The following is a 17,284-nucleotide window of genomic DNA, read 5'->3' on the forward strand; positions in this document are numbered from 1 at the left end:
CTACCTCAGTTTCAGGGTGGCAAGGCCAATCAGCACCAGAATCACGGTGATGATCCAGAAGCGGACGATCACGCGTGGCTCGGGCCAGCCCTTGAGTTCAAAGTGGTGGTGAATCGGCGCCATGCGGAACACACGACGCCCGGTCAATTTGAAGGAAGCCACCTGGATGACCACCGACAGGGTTTCCATCACGAACACACCGCCCATGATGAACAGCACGATTTCCTGGCGAACGATCACGGCAATGGTGCCCAGGGCCGCGCCCAGCGCCAGTGCGCCGACGTCACCCATGAAGACTTGTGCGGGGTAAGTGTTGAACCACAGGAACCCAAGGCCGGCACCGATCAGTGCGCCGCAGAACACAATCAACTCACCCGCGCCCGGTACGTAAGGAATCAGCAGGTACTCGGCGAACTTCACGTTACCCGACAGGTAGCAGAAGATGCCGAGCGCGCCGCCCACCATCACCGTCGGCATGATCGCCAGGCCATCGAGGCCGTCAGTCAGGTTGACCGCGTTGCTGGAGCCGACGATCACAAAGTAAGTCAGCACCACAAAGCCGATGCCCAGTGGAATGCTGGCGTCCTTGAGCATCGGGATGATCAAGGTCGTTTCCACTGCGCTCGGCGCGGTCGTGTAAAGGAAGATCGCGGCAGCAAGGCCGAATACCGACTGCCAGAAGTACTTCCAGCGGCTTGGCAGGCCCTTGGAGTTCTTCTCGATCACCTTGCGGTAGTCATCCACCCAGCCGATGGCGCCGAACAGCAGGGTCACCAACAGCACCACCCACACGTAGCGGTTGTGCAGGTCAGCCCACAGCAAGGTGCTGATACCGATGGACGACAGGATCAGCGCGCCGCCCATGGTCGGGGTGCCGGATTTGGACAAGTGCGACTGCGGGCCGTCATTACGAACCGATTGACCAATTTGCAGGTTCTGCAGGGTGCGGATCATCCACGGCCCCAGGAACAGCGACAAACACAACGCGGTCAGCACACCCAGGATCCCGCGCAGGGTCAGGTACTGAAAGACCGCGAAGCCTTTGTGGAACTGTTGCAGATACTCAGCCAGCAGCAGCAGCATTAATGTTTCTCCGTACTTGAGCCACACAAGGCCGCGACGACGTTTTCCATCACCGCGCTGCGCGATCCCTTGATCAAAATGGTTGTGTGTTTGTCGTGTTCAGCCGCCGTCAGCGCCTGGATCAGTTCGGCCTGTGTGGCGAAATGCAGCGCGCCGGGGCCGAAGGTGTCGACGGCGTGAGCCATGTTCTTGCCGACGGCATAAAGCGCGTCGACTTTGCCTGCGGCGTAGGCGCCGACCTCACGGTGGGACTGTTCGGCCCAGTCGCCCAGTTCGGCGATATCGCCCAGCACCAGCACCTTGCGACCGTCGAAACCGTTGAGCAGGTCGATGGCCGCGCAGACCGAGGATTGGTTGGCGTTGTAAGTGTCATCGATCACGCGCATGCCGTTGGTTGCCAGCTGTGCCACGGTGCGGCCCTTGACCGGCTGCACCGCGCCCAGACCCGTGGCGATACCGAACAGCGACACGCCCAGGGCGTAGGCGGCGGCGGCGGCGGCCAAGGCGTTGGCAACGTTATGGTTGCCCAGCAGGTTCAACTGCACGTGTTCGTTGCCTTGCGGGGTGTGCAAGGTAAAGGACGGACAGCCACGGGCATCCACAGTGATGTTGGAAGCGTGGAAATCAGCCGCCGCGTTGAGCACGGCAAACGTCAGGACCTTGCGCCCGGCGGCACGTACACGCCAGGTTTCGAAAGCCTTGTCGTCAAGATTCAGTACAGCGGTGCCCGAGGCATCGAGGCCTTCGAGGATTTCACCCTTGGCTTCGACGATTTTCTCCGGGCCGCCGAACTCGCCGACGTGGGCGGTACCGGCGTTGTTGATGATCGCCACGTGGGGCTTGGTCAGCGCCACGGTGTAGGCGATTTCGCCGACGCGCGACGCGCCCAGTTCGATCACTGCCGCGGTGTGTTCCGGGGCCAGTTCGAGCAGGGTCAGCGGTGCGCCAAAATCATTATTCAGGTTGCCACGGGTGGCGTGCACCGGGCCGCGCGTACGCAGGACACCGGCGAGCAGTTCCTTGACCGTGGTCTTGCCGCTGGAGCCGGTGATGGCCGCAACGGGGTTGGTGAATGCGGCACGGTTCAACGCACCCAATTGGCCGAGGGCCAGGCGGGTGTCGGCGACCAGCAGTTGCGGCAGTGTGGAATCCGCGACTTCACGTTGCACCAAGGCACCGACGGCTCCTTTGGCGGCGACTTCATTCAGGTAGTCGTGACCATCGAAGCGCGGGCCAGCCAGGGCGACAAACAGTTGCCCCGGCTTGATGTTGCGACTGTCGATACTGACGCCATCGAAGCTGCAATCGCTCGACACGACCCGGGCCGACAGGGCCTGGGTCAGTGCGCTGAATTTCATCGCTTTAAGCATGGGCGACCTCCCAGGCGGTCAGGGCGTGATCGGCCTCGACCAGATCGGAGAAGGCATGACGCTCGCCATTGATTTCCTGATAGTCCTCGTGGCCCTTACCAGCCAGCACCACCACATCGTCAGCGCTGGCGCTGGCGATCAGTTGGGCAATGGCCGCGCCACGACCGGCAACGAAAGTGGCCTTGGACGCGTCGTTGAAGCCAACACGGATGTCGTCGAAAATCTGGCTCGGGTCTTCGCTACGCGGGTTGTCGTCGGTGACAAGCACGCCATCGGCCAGGCGCTCGACAATCTCAGCCATCAAAGGGCGCTTGCCGCGATCGCGATCACCGCCACAGCCGAACAGGCACAGCAATTTGCCCTTGGCGTGGGGACGCAGGGCCAACAGGACTTTTTCCAGGGCGTCCGGTGTGTGGGCGTAATCGACCACGACCAGCGGCTGCGTGCCGCCACCCAGGCGCTGCATGCGGCCAGCCGGGCCTTCCAGCTTCGGCAGCACGCGCAGGATCTCATCCAGGGCGTAATCCAGGCCGAGCAACGCACCAACGGCGGCGAGCACGTTGCTCAGGTTGAAACGACCGAGCAGGCTGCTGCGCAAATGGTGCTCGCCCTGCGGCGTCACCAGCGTGGCGCGCACGCCTTCGTCATTGAATTGAGCTTCACGGCAATACAGGTAAGCACTGGCGTCTTCCAGGCTGTAGCTGATCAGGCGCGACTCACGGTCTTCGGCAGCCAGCTGGCGGCCGAACTCGTCGTCCAGGTTTACCACGCGGCACTTGAGGTCGTTCCAGGCAAACAGCTTGGCCTTTTCGGCAGCGTAGGCTTCCATGGTGCCGTGGTAGTCCAGGTGATCGCGAGACAGGTTGGTCATCACTGCCACGTCGAACGCCAGGGCGGCAACGCGCCCCTGGTGCAGGCCGTGGGACGACACTTCCATCGCGACCGCCTTGGCACCGGCCTTTTTCAGGTCGGCCAGGGTCGCTTGCACGGCTATCGGGTTCGGGGTGGTGTGCAGGCCGCTTTGCAGCGCGCCGTAGAAACCCGTGCCCAGTGTGCCGACGATGCCGCAGTGCTGGCCCAGCAGATCAAGCGCCTGGGCAATCAATTGGGTCACGCTGGTCTTGCCGTTGGTGCCAGTGACACCGATCAGGTTGAGCTGGCGGCTCGGGTCGCCATAAAAGCGCCCGGCGATATCGGACAACTGCGCAGCCAGGCCTTTGACCGGAATCAACGGCACGTCAGTGATCGGCAGCACCGTAGCGCCATCCACTTCATAAGCCACGGCAGCTGCACCGCGCTGCAACGCATCCGCGATGTGCGCACGGCCATCGAATTTCCCACCAGGCACGGCCAGGAAAAGGTCGCCGGCACGTACATTACGGCTGTCCAGGCTCAACTCGCGGATCAACAGATCGCGACCGGCATGGGCGAAAATCTTGTTCAGGCTAAGAGACATCAGCCGCGCCCTCCATTGGCTTTTACCGCAGCGGCCGGTGGACCGGCGTTCGCTTGTTGGGTCGGCGGCAGGTTGTCCGGCGTGATGTTCATCAGGCGCAGGGTGCCGGACATCACTTTGCTGAACACCGGCGCCGATACCAGGCCACCGAAGTAACCGGCCTTGCTCGGTTCATCGATCACCACAACGATGGCGTAACGTGGATCGCTCATCGGGCCGAAGCCAGCGAACAGCGAACGGTAAGAGTTTTCGGCGTAGCCCTTGGTGCCCACCGACGTCTTACGCGCAGTACCCGACTTGCCCGCCACGTGATACGCCGGCACTTGGGCACGGAATACGCCGCGTGGCGCTTCGATCACTTGTTGCAGCATGCCTTGCATGGTCTTGGCGACGTTTTCCGGGATCACCTGAGTGGCTTTCGGGGCTTCGTCGACATGAATCAGGCTCAGCGGAACCATACGGCCGTTATTCGCCAATACAGAGAACGCGTGGGCCAGTTGGATCGCGGTCACCGACAGGCCATAGCCATAGGAAAGCGTGGCGGTCTCGGCCTTTTTCCAGTCGCGATAGTTGGGCAGGTTGCCCACGCGCTCGCCTGGGAAATCCAGGCCGGTGGGTTGGCCCAAACCGATCTTCTGCGCCAGGTGGTAGATGGTTTCGCCGCCGATATCAAAGGCGACCTTACTCATGCCCACGTTACTGGAGTTGATCAGGATACCTGTCAGATCCAGCACCGGACCTTCGGTGCGCGATACGTCACGAATGGTGTATTTGCCCAACTGCAGGGTGCCCGGGTACACCTCAACCTTGTCGCTGGGCTTCCAGCGTCCGGTTTCGAGGGCGGCGCTCATGGAGATGGCTTTCATGGTCGAACCCGGTTCGAACACGTCGATCATCGCGCGGTTGCGCATCATCGCCGGCTGCAGGTTGCGACGGTTGTTGGGGTTGTAGGTCGGCTGGTTGACCATGGCGAGGATCTCGCCGGTCTTCACGTCCATGATCACCAGGCTACCGGCCTTGGCGCCGTTCTCGATGATCGCGTTTCGCAGCTCGCGGTTGGCCAGGTATTGCAGGCGCAGGTCAATCGACAACGCCAAGGGCTTACCGGCCTTGGCGTTTTTGGTGACTTGGACATCCTTGATCAGTCTGCCGCGCCGATCCTTGATGACTTGTCGTTTGCCGGGAACCCCGGCGAGCCATTCATCGTAGGCGAGTTCCACGCCTTCACGGCCATGGTCATCAATGTCGGTGAAGCCGACCATATGCGCGGTGGTTTCACCGGCCGGGTAGAAACGACGGAATTCCTCGATGCCGTAGACACCGGGGACTTTAAGGTCGAGCACCTGCTGGCCCTGTTCAGGCGTCAAGCCACGAACCAGGTAGATGAATTCTTTATTGGCCTGGGCTTCGAGGCGTTCGGCCAAGGCTTTAGGGTCCTGGCCCAGGGCGGCAGCCAGTTGTGGCCACTTGTCCTTGGCGACCTGCAATTCCTTGGCGTTGGCCCATAGGGTGGTCACCGGCGTACTCACGGCCAGGGGCTCGCCGTTACGGTCGGTGATCAGGCCGCGGTGCGCAGGAATAGGGATATGGCGCAGGCTGCGCGCATCGCCTTGACCGATCAGGAAGTCACGATCGACCACTTGCAGGTCGATGATCCGCCAGGCGATCGCCCCCACCATCAATGCCAGCAAGCCGAGCATCAGGCGGAAGCGCCAAGGGTAGAGTGCGCCTTCGAGTTTCATCATGGCGCCACCATGCGGACTTCGGCCGCGCCCGGGATGTGCATTTTCAGCTGTTCGGTGGCCAGCACTTCAATACGGCTGTGGGCCGTCCAAGTGCTTTGCTCCAGGATCAGCCGGCCCCACTCCGCTTGCGCCTTGTCACGCACACTCAGTTCCCCGTACAGGGTATTGAGCAGTTGACGGTTGTAGTGCGCGCTGTAGGACACCGCAATCGCGGAAACCAGCACGCCGACAAACAGCAGCAACATAAAGAAGCTGCCGCCCGGGAGGGGCTTGGCGAAAAGCTTGCTCACCGCAACTTCTCCGCGACGCGCATGACGGCGCTACGGGAACGTGGGTTGGCCTTGAGTTCGGCTTCTGAAGCGAACTGCGCTTTGCCAAGGATTTTGATTTTCGGCACAAAGGCTTCGAAACGTACCGGCAGGTTACGCGGCAGGTTATCGGACTCACCCTTGACCAGGCGACGCATGAACAGTTTGACGATACGGTCTTCCAGGGAGTGGAAGCTGATCACCACCAGGCGACCGCCCACTTCCAGCGCCTCAAGGGCAGCCTCGAGGCCGGCCTCCAGGTCGCCCAATTCGTTGTTGACGTGAATGCGCAGGCCCTGGAATGCGCGGGTTGCCGGGTTCTTGCCCTTTTCCCATGCAGGGTTGGCGACCTTCAACACTTCGGCCAGGTCGGCAGTGCGTTCGAACGGCTGGATTTCGCGGCGCTCGACCACGGCGCGGGCCATGCGGCCGGCGAAACGTTCTTCACCGTACTCCTTGAACACGCGGGCAATTTCTTCCACCGGCGCGGTGGCGATGAACTGTGCAGCGCTGACGCCACGGGTCGGGTCCATGCGCATGTCGAGCGGGCCATCGTTCATGAAACTGAAACCGCGCTCCGGGTCGTCGAGCTGTGGCGAAGACACGCCCAGGTCGAGCAAAACCCCGGCCACCTTACCTGCCATGCCACGCTCGGCGACTTCGGCACCCAGCTCGGCAAAGCTACGCTGCACAACGACAAAGCGGCCGTCTTCGGCCGCTAGCGCTTGCCCGGTGGCAATCGCTTGAGGGTCTTTGTCGAACCCGAGGAGTTTACCGTCGGACCCGAGCTGGCTGAGTATCAACCGGCTATGCCCGCCCCTGCCGAACGTACCGTCCAGATAGCAGCCATCCGCGCGTACGGCGAGAGCCTCAACGGCTTCGTCAAGCAGTACGGTGATGTGGTTAAAGCCGCTATCAATAGTCACAGGATCAAATCACGCAGTTCATCAGGCATAGCGCCCGGTTGTTGAATAGCAGCCAGGTCAGCTGCAGAAACAGCATCCCAGGCATCTTCGTCCCACAATTGGAACTTGTTCAGTTGGCCGACCAACATTGCGCGCTTATCCAGCTTGGCGTACTCGCGCAAGCGCGGCGGTACCAGGAAACGACCACTGCCATCGAGCTCGAGGTCGACGGCATTACCAATCAGCAAACGCTGCAGGCGGCGGTTTTCTTCACGCAATGAAGGCAGGGCGCGCAATTTGGTTTCGATCAACTCCCACTCATCGAGCGGGTAAACACATAAACAAGGGTCAACGGCATCGATGGTGATGATCAACTGCCCGGAACTTCGCGAAATGAGCTCGTCACGATACCGGCTCGGCATGGCGAGACGGCCTTTTGCATCGAGACTGATAGCGTTAGCTCCGCGAAACACAGATGCGTTTCTCCAAATTTTAGCGTTTTACGTTCAAAAAACCCACTTTGTGCCACTTTCCGCCACTTGCGCACACTATAGGAATGCGCCCACCACACCGTCAAGGCGCGGATTCAAGGAAAAGCCTTACAGAACGGAGATTTAGGAGCGTAAAAGGAGGAGAAACCAGAGTTCGGCGATGTTTTTGGCCCATCAAGCACAAATAGCTCAAAGAGCTATGGCCTAAAGTTAAAGTAATTTATTAAGAGTAAGATTTTTTTGGTATTACGAAGCTGCATCTGCCAATGATTTGGCAGGGAGGGATTCTTGCGTTACTACCGGGTTTCTGCCCGAGATTCGGACAGAAGGAAAAAGGTGGAGAGTCGATCTATAAGCCGGGTTCTGTCTTGAACAGTCATTCGTCTACGATGGCCATCACTGGACATCTTTAGCAACCTACCCGGTCCCAGCGCGGGCCACGCCTTGGGACCCTATTTGGTCTTGCTCCAAGTGGGGTTTACCTAGCCACGAACTGTTGCCAGTCGTGCGGTGCGCTCTTACCGCACCTTTTCACCCTTACCGGCACCGAAGTGCTTAGGCGGTTATTTTCTGTGGCACTTTCCGTAGGCTCACGCCTCCCAGGCATTACCTGGCACTTCGCCCTATGGAGCCCGGACTTTCCTCCCCCCTCTAATTTTCATAGAAGGCAGCGACTGTCCAATCGACTCTCCGCCGCGCAGGTTAACGGCACGGCGGACTTAGGACAAGTAATAAAAGTTCAGAATTGCCATCACGTTCAGACGGAATACAGGTTCTACCCCGGAACTATTCGGCTTTCTGTTTATCCAGCGCCGCCTGGTACAAGAGGTTCTTGCGCACGCCGGTAATTTCCGCCGCCAGGGCCGCTGCACGCTTAAGGGGCATCTCCTTGAGCAACAGGTCCAGGATGCGCATGGCCTCGCTGCCTACCGCGTCTTCATCCTCCGGCGCGCTCCAGCCCGCCACCAGTACCACACACTCGCCGCGCTGCTGATTGCTGTCGCCTTCGACAAACGCGCGCAGCGCCTCCAGCGGCAGGCCCTTGAGGGTCTCGAAGGTCTTGGTCAGCTCGCGGGCCAGCAGTGCCAGGCGTTCGCCGCCAAACACCAGCTCCATGTCCTGCAGGCACTCAAGGATGCGATGCGGGGCTTCATAGAAGATCAAGGTACGCGGTTCTTCCTTCAACGCTTGAAGCCGCGCCCGCCGCCCCACGGCCTTGGCCGGCAGAAAACCTTCGAAGATAAAACGGTCGGAAGGCAAGCCGGCCGCCGACAATGCTGCGATCAGCGCGCACGCTCCCGGAACTGGCACTACATTGATACCAGCGGCCCGTGCTTGGCGCACCAGATGGTAGCCAGGGTCGGAGATCAGCGGCGTACCCGCGTCGGAGATCAGCGCCACATCGTCGCCTGCCAACAGGCGCACGATAAAGCGGCTGCCTTCTTCGCGCTCGTTGTGCTCATGGCAGGCCGCTAATGGCGTGCTGATACCAAAATGCTGCATCAAACGCTGGGAGTGCCGAGTGTCTTCAGCCGCGATCAATTTAACGTCGCGCAACACTTTCAATGCCCGGGCACTGATGTCGTCCAGGTTGCCAATGGGCGTCGCCACGACAAAAAGCGAGCCTGCAGTGGAATTCAAAGGACCTGGAGCAGTCAAAACGCACACCTCGATGGTTGGCAAAAGCGACATTGTAGCGCGTAGGCGCCTTGAAAATATGCCATCACGGCCGATGCCTTTCAGGCCGTTAATAGCCAACTGCAACATTTGCACGACCTAAATCGACGGTTTCACGCCAGTAACATCGCGCCTGGGCCAGTGCTTGGGTACAATTCCACGCTAATTTGATCGGTATCAGGAACACTTACATGATCGCTTGCCTGCGGCTGCTCTCCGCCCTCTGCCTCGCTGCCTTGCTGGCCGCGTGTGCCAGCTCGCCCTCGTCCAGCCTTGGCGACCTTCCACGGACCCCGGACGCCAGTATCGAGCAACTGCTCGAACAGGCCACCACCGCCAAGACGCCAGAAAAGGCGGCATTGCTGCGCCTGAGTGCGGCAGACATGGCCTACAAACAGAACAACCCCGGCCGCTCGTCGCAGATTCTTGCGCAGGTGCCCCTGGATGTCCTCAAGCCGGCCGCGCAAGTGTTTGCCAGCACCCTGGCCGCCGAACTGGCCATGGCGCGCAATCAGCCCAAGGCGGCGTTGACCGCCCTGAACCACCCGAGCCTGCAAAGCCTGAAGGACCTGCCGCCTGAACAGCAGATCCGTACCGGCAGCGTACACGCCCGCGCTTATGAAGCCGACGGCCAGACCCTGGCTGCCGCGCGGGAACGTGTCGCCATGGCCCCGCTGCTCACGGGCGATGCCGCCAACGCCAACCACGAAGCCATCTGGGTATTGATCGCCGCGCTGCCGGCCGAACAGCTGCAAGCCAGCGGCAACCCGGTGCTGGACGGCTGGATCAGCCTGGCCCAGTCGGTCAAGGGCGCCGGCACGCTGGAGCAACAACAAGCCGCCATCGACACCTGGCGCGCGCAGAACCCGGGCCACCCGGCTGCCGTGCAACTGCCGACGCCGCTGACCAAGCTCAAGGAACTGGCCAGCCAACCGCTGACCAAGATCGCCCTGCTGCTGCCGCAGGATGGCCCCCTGGCCTCTGTCGGCAAGGCGCTGCGTGAAGGCTTCATGGCGGCGCACTACCAGGCCGAACAAGCCGGACAGAAGCCACCGGTGATCGAGTTCTACGACAGCTCGCGCCTGACCTCCCTCGACGACTTCTACGCCAAGGCCCAGGCTGCCGGCGTGCAACTGGTGGTCGGCCCGCTGGAAAAACCGCTGGTCAAACAGCTCAGCGCCCGCCCACAACTGCCCATCACTACGCTCGCGCTGAACTACAGCGAAACTGACCAAGGCCCGGCACAACTGTTCCAGTTTGGTCTTGCCGCAGAAGACGAAGCCCGCGAAGTGTCGCGTCGCGCCCGCGCCGACGGCCTGCACCGCGCCGCAGCGATGGTGCCGCGTGGCGAATGGGGTGAGCGTGTCTACAAGGCCTTCCGCCAGGATTGGGAAGCCAATGGCGGCACGGTTGTTGGCGTCGAGTACGTTGACCAGCCGGTCGCCCTCGCCCAGCAGATTGCCGATTTGTTCCAACTGCGCAAAAGCGAAGGTCGCGCCAAGAGCCTGCAAAGCACCGTCGGTACCGACGTAGCCGCGCAGCCATCGCGCCGCCAGGACATCGAGTTCATTTTCCTGGCCGTCACGCCGCAACTGGCCCAGCAGATCAAGCCGACCCTGAACTTCCAATACGCCGGCGATGTGCCGGTGTATGCCACGTCCCACGTGTTCAGCGCCAGCGGCGACAAGAACCAGTACCTGGACATGACCAATGTGATGTTCTGCGAAACCCCTTGGCTGCTCAACACCACCGACCCGCTGCGTAACCAGGTTGCCGCACAATGGCCGCAAGCCAACGGCAGCCTTGGCCGCCTGTACGCGATGGGCGTCGATGCCTACCGCCTGGCGCCACGCCTGGGCCAACTCAAGGCACTGCCGGATACCCGTGTCGACGGCCTGTCGGGCAACCTGGGCATCAGCACCAACCAGCGCGTTGATCGCCAGATGCCATGGGCCAAGTTTGTCGGCGGCGAGATCCAGCGCCTGCCGGACACCCCGCGCTGATGCCCGAGCGGTCCAGCGCACAAAGCGGCAAGGACGCCGAGCTTCACGCCCTCAAGCACTTGCAACAACAAGGTCTGCGCCTATTGGCGCAGAACTGGTTATGTAAACGTGGCGAGCTTGATCTGGTCATGCTTGACGGCGATACAGTAGTATTTGTCGAAGTCCGCTACAGAAAACACGCACAATGGGGTGGCGCGCTCGCCAGTATCGACGGGCGCAAGCGTCAGAAACTGATACTCGCCGCGCAGTTCTTCCTGCAAAAAGAGCATCGCTGGGCCGACGCCCCCTGCCGTTTCGATGTGGTTGCCATAGAAAGCACACCGTCTGGTCAGGCTGATCTGAACTGGCTCAAAAATGCCTTCGACAGCTGATTCGCCGGACATCTTCACCACACACTTTTGCTCTTTGCTTTGCGGGCTGCACATTCCTGTGCCGAACAGCCGCGCTACTTAAGGTCACACAGATGGACATGCAATCCCGAATTCGCCAGCTTTTCCAGGCCAGTATCGACACCAAGCAACAGGCGATGGACGTACTTGCACCGCACATCGAGCAAGCCAGTCAGGTCATGGTCAATGCCTTGCTCAACGAGGGCAAAATGCTTTCGTGCGGCAACGGCGGTTCGGCCGGCGACGCCCAGCATTTTTCGTCCGAGTTGCTCAACCGCTTCGAACGTGAGCGTCCGAGCCTGCCGGCTATCGCCTTGACCACCGATTCGTCGACGATCACCTCGATTGCCAACGACTACAGCTACAACGAAATCTTCTCCAAGCAGATCCGCGCCCTGGGCCAACCAGGCGACGTGCTGCTGGCGATTTCCACCAGCGGCAACTCGGCGAATATTATTCAAGCGATCCAGGCCGCACATGATCGCGAAATGATTGTCGTAGCATTGACCGGACGCGATGGCGGCGGCATGGCCTCGCTGCTGTTGCCTGAAGACGTGGAGATTCGCGTCCCGGCCAATGTCACCGCACGTATCCAGGAAGTCCACCTGCTGGCGATCCACTGCCTGTGCGATCTGATCGACAGCCAACTGTTTGGGAGTGAAGAATGACCGTTAACCGCCTCAGCCTTTTGGCCATCACCCTGTGCCTCGCTATCAGCGGCTGCAGCACGGCCATCACTGCAACACGTGACACCCCTATTCAGGATGACAAGGGCACCCGCACTTTCGGCAGCAAAATCGATGACTCGCTGATCGAAACCAAGGTCGAAGTCAACGTCGCCAAGGCCGCGCCCGACCTGGGCAACGGTGCTTCGCGCATCGTGGTGACCAGCTTCAACGGCGTTGTGCTGCTCGCCGGCCAGACGCCACGTGCCGACCTCAAGGCCCAGGCCGAGCAAGCCGCCGCCGCAGTACAGCGCGTGAAGAAGGTGCACAACGAACTGCAGGTGATGGACCCGATCACCCTGCTGGCCATCAGCAACGACGCCTTGCTGACCACCAAGATCAAGGCACAGATGCTCACCGATAATGCGATCCCTGGCTCGCGCATCAAGGTCGTGACCGACAACGGTATCGTCTACCTGATGGGCCTGCTCACCCAGGCTGAAGCCACTCGGGCAGCCAACTTGGTGCAGGGTGTGTCCGGTGTGCAGAAAATCGTGAAGGTGTTCGAATACATCGATTGATGTAATGACGCAGCCACAAAAAAGGGCGCCTTACGGCGCCCTTTTTTATTAACGAATGTTTACTGGTACTGCGAGTACGGGTTGCCCTGGAACTGGTTGTTCTGCTGCGGCGCCTGTTGCTGGGCACCTGGCTGACCGTACTGCTGGCCTGGGATCGGGCCGAGGTTGACTTCAACACGACGGTTCTGGGCACGGCCGTTGACGTCGGCGTTGCTGGCAATCGGGTTATCCGGACCGGCACCGCGGGCGCTCAGGTTGGCGCCGTTGACGCCCTGGGACGTCAGGTAGTTAGCCACGCTCTGGGCGCGACGCTGAGACAGGTCCATGTTCAACTGACGGCTACCGGTGCTGTCGGTGTAGCCAACGATCTGGATAGTGTTCTGGTTGAACTGCTTGAGCGAGTTGGCCAGGTTGTTCAGCGGCTGGTAGAAGCTGCTGGAGATCGCATCCGAGTTGGTTGCGAAGGTGATGTTGCCCGGCATGATCAGCTTGATCTGGTCGCCCTGGCGCTGAACCTCAACACCGGTGTTGGCCATGCTTTCACGCAGTTTCTTTTCCTGTTGGTCGGCGTAGTAGCCGTACCCTGCGGCACCGGCACCCGCAACGACGGCACCGATCAGCGCGCCCTTGCCACGGTGGTTGTGGTCGATGGCCGCACCCGCCAATGCACCGGCCAGGGCACCCAGCCCACCGTACTTGGCGGTCTTGCTCATCCCGCCAGACTCATTACTTGCCTGCCCCTGGCTGCTGCCGTCATAAGGGTTAGGAGATGCGCAGCCGGACAACAAGGCTACGCAGGTAGCGACAACAAGCAGACGACGCGAAGTGAACATGAAGGGAGCTCCTACTTTTGCATTCTATGGTGCAAAGGACATTGGCAATGGACCTGTGCCGAGTTTGGAACGCGACAAACGGTAAAAATTCCGTGGCTACAGAAACCGTAGCAGACGCTCGCTGAACACGACCTGAGTTTTCTGCGACAACGCTTGCCTGTTATAGAACAAACCCTGCGAGGTAATTATTCCTTCACGCCCGCACGAAAGGGTTCTCACGCATTTCATCCCCCAAGCGGGTATCCGGCCCGTGACCGGTAACCACCGTCGCGCCCTCGTCCAAGGTGTACAGGCGTTGCTTGATCGAACGCACGATGGTGGCCTGGTCGCCGCCCCATAAATCCGTGCGGCCCACACCTCGACGGAACAGCGTATCGCCGGCGATCAGCAGCTTGGCATCGGCAAACCAGAAGCTCATCGACCCGGGTGTATGCCCCGGCGTGTGCAACGCCACGCCGCAGCCACACGCCAGCTCTTCATCATCCTCCAGCCAACGGTCCGGCGACGGCACCGGGGTGTAGGGCACACGAAACATCTGGCATTGCATTTCCAGATTATCCCAAAGGAATTGATCTTCTTTGTGCAGGTGCAAGGTGGCGCCGGTCTTCTCCTTCAACTGGCCCGACGCCAGGAAGTGATCCAGGTGAGCATGGGTATGAATGATGCTGACCACCTTGAGACCTAGGGTATCGAGGCGTGCCAGGATCAATTCATGGTTGCCGCCCGGATCGACCACGATGGCTTTCTTGCTGATCGGGTCGCCGATAATGGTGCAGTTGCACTGCAAGGGGCCGACGGGGAAGGTTTCACGGATAAGGGTCGGCTTGGCGGTTTCCATTCGGGGTCCTGTCGTGCAAATGAAATGTCGATTCCGGGCGAATATCACCAGAATAATTGCGCCATTAAAACAGACTGGGGCGTCCCTAGCCGATCAACCTCAGTTCCTGCGCCCGCGCCACCGCCTGGGTACGACGCTCCACACCCAGCTTGCTGTTGATATGGCTCGCGTGAGTCTTGACCGTGTGCAGTGAGATAAACAACCGGTTGCTGATCTCCTGATTGGAGCAACCCTGAGCGATCAATTGCAGCACCGCCAGCTCTCGGGCGCTCAATGTCTCATGAGTCGAAGCTGCCTCCACCACTGCAACCGCCGGTAACAGCGCCAGCAGGCTCTGGCTCAGCAGCCCATGGGGATCTTTGGCAAGCTGCTCGCGCATCCAGTCCGGGTGGGTTTCCAGCAATCGTTCGAAGGGTTGCAACGCGCCACCTGCCCCGGCCTCAAGGGCTTGGGCAAACACTGGACGCGCCTTTGCCTCCTGCCCCTCCCCCAGCAACAGTTGCACCCGCTGGGTCAGGGCCATCAGCGCGATCATCTGACGCCCACTGTTATGAGCCTGTATTGCCAACTCTTCGAGACGTTGCAACGCCGCCGCCGGTTGGTGGCGAGTCGCGTCCAACGCAGCCTGTTGAAGCCCGATGTGCTGCGGCAGGTGTGGGTGGAACTCCGGCGCGGCGGCGGCGTGTTCGCCATTGTAGGTTTGCCCCAGACGCGTCAACCAGGCGTCAGCCAAGTCGGTTCGGCCCTGGGCCAGCCACAGCTCGCACTTGATCAGGGTGATCATTGCCAGGTAGTAGATCGGCGGCACATCCCAGATATGCATCAGCCGCTCAGCCTCGGAGAGTTCGGCGAAGGCTGCACCAAAGTCACCACGGCGCCCTTCAAAATTGGCGATCACGCAATGGCCGATCAACACACTGATGTCGCGGCAAGCCCTGGCTTCAGCAAGACCGGCGCGCAAACGGGCGAGCCCGGCTTCGGGCTGGAGCCGCACCAGCAACAAAAAACCCTCGTAGAGCGATAAACGCGCACGCACCGCATACAAGCGCTGCGGCGCCAAGCCGTGCAGGCGTTGCAGGCCCTGGCGCACTTCGTCCAGGGAACGCAGGATTTCACCGCGCGCCTGCAACACCCGCGCACGGTCGTAATGGGCCAGGGCCTCGAACAACGGGTTGCCGACGCGCTGCGCCAGTTCCAGGGATTCGCGATTCAAGCCACGGGCACGCCACAGGTCGGCATCGACAATGGCCAGGTTGGAGAGGGTCGACAAGCACATCAGCCGCTGGCCATAACGCCGTTGCGGCAGGCTTTCCAGGGCTTCGCTGCAATAGCGTTGGGTCAGCTCGCGATCACCCCGGCCCCGGGCGATGATCCCGCTCAGCGCCAGCCACTGGGCCAACATTGATTTTTGCGCGGTGGCCGAGGGTGCCGGCAGGAAGCGACTGAGGTAGCTGGACAATTCTTCCGCCGCGTCCAACTGGCAGGCCAGGCCCAAGGCCCAGCTGTAGAGCACGATCAAACGTGGCGTGCTGATCAGCAGGCTGTCGGGCAAGTCCATTTTCCAGCGCAGCAGCATGCCGACATTCTGCTCGGCCAACAGCTGCTCTTCGGACAGGTTCTGCACCAGATTGGCCGCCACATCCAGGTGACCGGCGCGCAAGGCTTGCTCCACCGCCTCATCGATCAAGCCCTGGGCATTGAACCAGCGGCAGGCGCGCAGGTGCAGGCTGGCGGCCGGCAGCACATGGCTGCTGGCGCGTCGGGTGCGCAAGAGGTCGGAAAACAGATGGTGATAACGGTACCAGTGGCCCTGCTCGTCCAGGGGCACCAGGAACACCTGGTGGGCTTGCAGGTAACGCAGGATGTCGGCGCTGTCATGGGCTTCACGCACGGCGTCGCAGAGTTCGCTGCAAAATCGATCCTGCGGCGCGGTGTCGTACAGAAACGCCTGCACGTCGGCCGGCAGGCAGTCGATGACTTCTTCCAGCAAGTAATCGCGGATCAACCCTTCGCCACCGTGCAGGCTTTGTGGCAACGCGCCGTCACTGCCGGCTTCGGACGCGGCCAGTAACCAGAAGCGCAGGCCGGCGACCCAGCCTTCGCTGCGGCGGATCAGGTTGTCGAGGGCTTCGCCGCGTAACGAACTGCTGTGGCGATCAAGCACCGCCAGGGATTCGTCGTGCGTCAGGCGCAGGTCCTGCTCATGCAGCTCCAGCAGGTGGCGCGATAACCGCAGCCGCGCCAGATGCCAGTCCGGGCGCTGGCGGCTGGTGACCAGTACCACCAGCCCATCGGGCAGATGGTTGAGGAAAAACTGCAGGCAACGGTCGAGCACCGGCCCCTGGGCCAGATGGTAATCGTCCAGCACCAGCAACAGCGGCGCGCGGGTGGACAGCTGCACCGTCAGCTCATCGAGCACGCCGTCCAGCCATTCTTCAAAGGCAAAGGGTTGGTGGCGCTGGCGCATTTTCAGCAGGCCCAGGGACTGGGCGCCAAGTTGCGGGAAGAATTGCTGCAAGCCGTCGAGCAGGCGCTCGAGGAAACGCCCAGGGTCGTTGTCCCGTGGGCTCAAGCCCAGCCACAGGCTTTGCCAATGGGCCGGGAGGCTCTGGCAGAACTCCACCGCCAACGAACTCTTGCCGAAGCCCGCCGGCGCGCTGACCAGCAACAACCGCCCTTCCAGCCCGGCACTCAGCCGCTCGCACAGGCGCGGGCGCAGCACGTAGCCGTCAGGCAGGGGGGGCCTGTAGAAGCGACCTTCCAGGGTGGGGATTACCGCACTGGCAGGCCCTTGGATTCGGGACAGATCAGTCATCGCCGGGCTCTTGTAGAAGGCTGTTGTCGGCATTGCAGATGTCCGGAGACTAGCGGTAAAAGCGGCAGGTTTGTAGATCTTTGCAACATTTGCCTGAAAAGAACTGCGACAAAAAATCTCCTCAC

General features: G+C 61.1%; 15 protein-coding genes and 1 other RNA gene. 4 read left to right on the forward strand and 12 right to left on the reverse strand.

What is annotated here, in order from left to right; translation table 11 throughout:
* From mraY to rsmI, 9 genes are all read right to left on the reverse strand, one after another.
* Window positions 1-1,083, reverse strand: a complete 1,083-nt coding sequence (gene mraY / locus CWC48_RS05555; protein WP_071491183.1) for a phospho-N-acetylmuramoyl-pentapeptide-transferase — start codon at window positions 1,081-1,083, stop codon at window positions 1-3.
* Window positions 1,083-2,453, reverse strand: a complete 1,371-nt coding sequence (gene murF, locus CWC48_RS05560) for a UDP-N-acetylmuramoyl-tripeptide--D-alanyl-D-alanine ligase (RefSeq protein WP_100491469.1) — start codon at window positions 2,451-2,453, stop codon at window positions 1,083-1,085. The genes mraY and murF overlap by 1 nt, the downstream gene beginning before the upstream one ends.
* Window positions 2,446-3,909 (reverse strand): UDP-N-acetylmuramoyl-L-alanyl-D-glutamate--2,6-diaminopimelate ligase, encoded by a 1,464-nt coding sequence (locus CWC48_RS05565; protein ID WP_100491470.1) that lies wholly within the window; start codon window positions 3,907-3,909, stop codon window positions 2,446-2,448. Before CWC48_RS05565 ends, murF begins: the two co-directional genes overlap by 8 nt.
* Window positions 3,909-5,651 (reverse strand): penicillin-binding protein 2, encoded by a 1,743-nt coding sequence (locus CWC48_RS05570; protein ID WP_164673122.1) that lies wholly within the window; start codon window positions 5,649-5,651, stop codon window positions 3,909-3,911. The genes CWC48_RS05565 and CWC48_RS05570 overlap by 1 nt, the downstream gene beginning before the upstream one ends.
* A complete protein-coding gene (gene ftsL, locus CWC48_RS05575; RefSeq protein WP_003216203.1) occupies window positions 5,651-5,944 on the reverse strand; it encodes a cell division protein FtsL in 294 nt (97 codons plus the stop codon). Before ftsL ends, CWC48_RS05570 begins: the two co-directional genes overlap by 1 nt.
* Window positions 5,941-6,888 (reverse strand): 16S rRNA (cytosine(1402)-N(4))-methyltransferase RsmH, encoded by a 948-nt coding sequence (gene rsmH, locus CWC48_RS05580; protein WP_078046955.1) that lies wholly within the window; start codon window positions 6,886-6,888, stop codon window positions 5,941-5,943. Before rsmH ends, ftsL begins: the two co-directional genes overlap by 4 nt.
* A complete protein-coding gene (gene mraZ / locus CWC48_RS05585) occupies window positions 6,885-7,340 on the reverse strand; it encodes a division/cell wall cluster transcriptional repressor MraZ (protein ID WP_003171868.1) in 456 nt (151 codons plus the stop codon). Before mraZ ends, rsmH begins: the two co-directional genes overlap by 4 nt.
* Before the next feature lie 354 nt (window positions 7,341-7,694).
* An RNA gene (gene rnpB / locus CWC48_RS05590) (RNase P RNA component class A) lies at window positions 7,695-8,048 on the reverse strand.
* Between the two features lie 96 nt (window positions 8,049-8,144).
* The gene (gene rsmI, locus CWC48_RS05595; RefSeq protein ID WP_177409475.1) at window positions 8,145-9,050 is read right to left on the reverse strand and encodes a 16S rRNA (cytidine(1402)-2'-O)-methyltransferase; all 906 of its coding nucleotides are present in this window, start codon (window positions 9,048-9,050) and stop codon (window positions 8,145-8,147) included.
* Between the two features lie 176 nt (window positions 9,051-9,226).
* Between rsmI and CWC48_RS05600 the strand changes: the two genes are divergently transcribed.
* The 4 genes from CWC48_RS05600 to CWC48_RS05615 all read left to right on the forward strand — a co-directional run bounded on the left by CWC48_RS05600 (window position 9,227) and on the right by CWC48_RS05615 (window position 12,673).
* Complete coding sequence (locus CWC48_RS05600) at window positions 9,227-11,038, forward strand: penicillin-binding protein activator (RefSeq protein ID WP_100491471.1); 1,812 nt, start codon at window positions 9,227-9,229, stop codon at window positions 11,036-11,038.
* Complete coding sequence (locus CWC48_RS05605; protein WP_078046953.1) at window positions 11,038-11,409, forward strand: YraN family protein; 372 nt, start codon at window positions 11,038-11,040, stop codon at window positions 11,407-11,409. Before CWC48_RS05600 ends, CWC48_RS05605 begins: the two co-directional genes overlap by 1 nt.
* A 92-nt stretch (window positions 11,410-11,501) precedes the next feature.
* Window positions 11,502-12,095, forward strand: a complete 594-nt coding sequence (locus CWC48_RS05610; RefSeq protein ID WP_007904374.1) for a phosphoheptose isomerase — start codon at window positions 11,502-11,504, stop codon at window positions 12,093-12,095.
* Window positions 12,092-12,673: a BON domain-containing protein gene (locus tag CWC48_RS05615; protein ID WP_012722284.1), complete on the forward strand. Its 582-nt coding sequence runs from the start codon at window positions 12,092-12,094 to the stop codon at window positions 12,671-12,673. Before CWC48_RS05610 ends, CWC48_RS05615 begins: the two co-directional genes overlap by 4 nt.
* A 59-nt stretch (window positions 12,674-12,732) precedes the next feature.
* Here CWC48_RS05615 and CWC48_RS05620 read toward each other — a convergent pair whose 3' ends face one another.
* From CWC48_RS05620 to CWC48_RS05630, 3 genes are all read right to left on the reverse strand, one after another.
* The gene (locus CWC48_RS05620; protein ID WP_078046952.1) at window positions 12,733-13,506 is read right to left on the reverse strand and encodes an OmpA family protein; all 774 of its coding nucleotides are present in this window, start codon (window positions 13,504-13,506) and stop codon (window positions 12,733-12,735) included.
* Window positions 13,507-13,699: 193 nt separating this feature from the next.
* A complete protein-coding gene (locus tag CWC48_RS05625) occupies window positions 13,700-14,344 on the reverse strand; it encodes an MBL fold metallo-hydrolase (RefSeq protein WP_100491472.1) in 645 nt (214 codons plus the stop codon).
* Between the two features lie 85 nt (window positions 14,345-14,429).
* The gene (locus CWC48_RS05630) at window positions 14,430-17,159 is read right to left on the reverse strand and encodes a LuxR C-terminal-related transcriptional regulator (protein ID WP_100491473.1); all 2,730 of its coding nucleotides are present in this window, start codon (window positions 17,157-17,159) and stop codon (window positions 14,430-14,432) included.
* Window positions 17,160-17,284: the final 125 nt, after the last annotated feature.

The organism is Pseudomonas sp. S10E 269, assembly GCF_002798465.1.
Lineage (GTDB): Bacteria > Pseudomonadota > Gammaproteobacteria > Pseudomonadales > Pseudomonadaceae > Aquipseudomonas > Aquipseudomonas pergaminensis.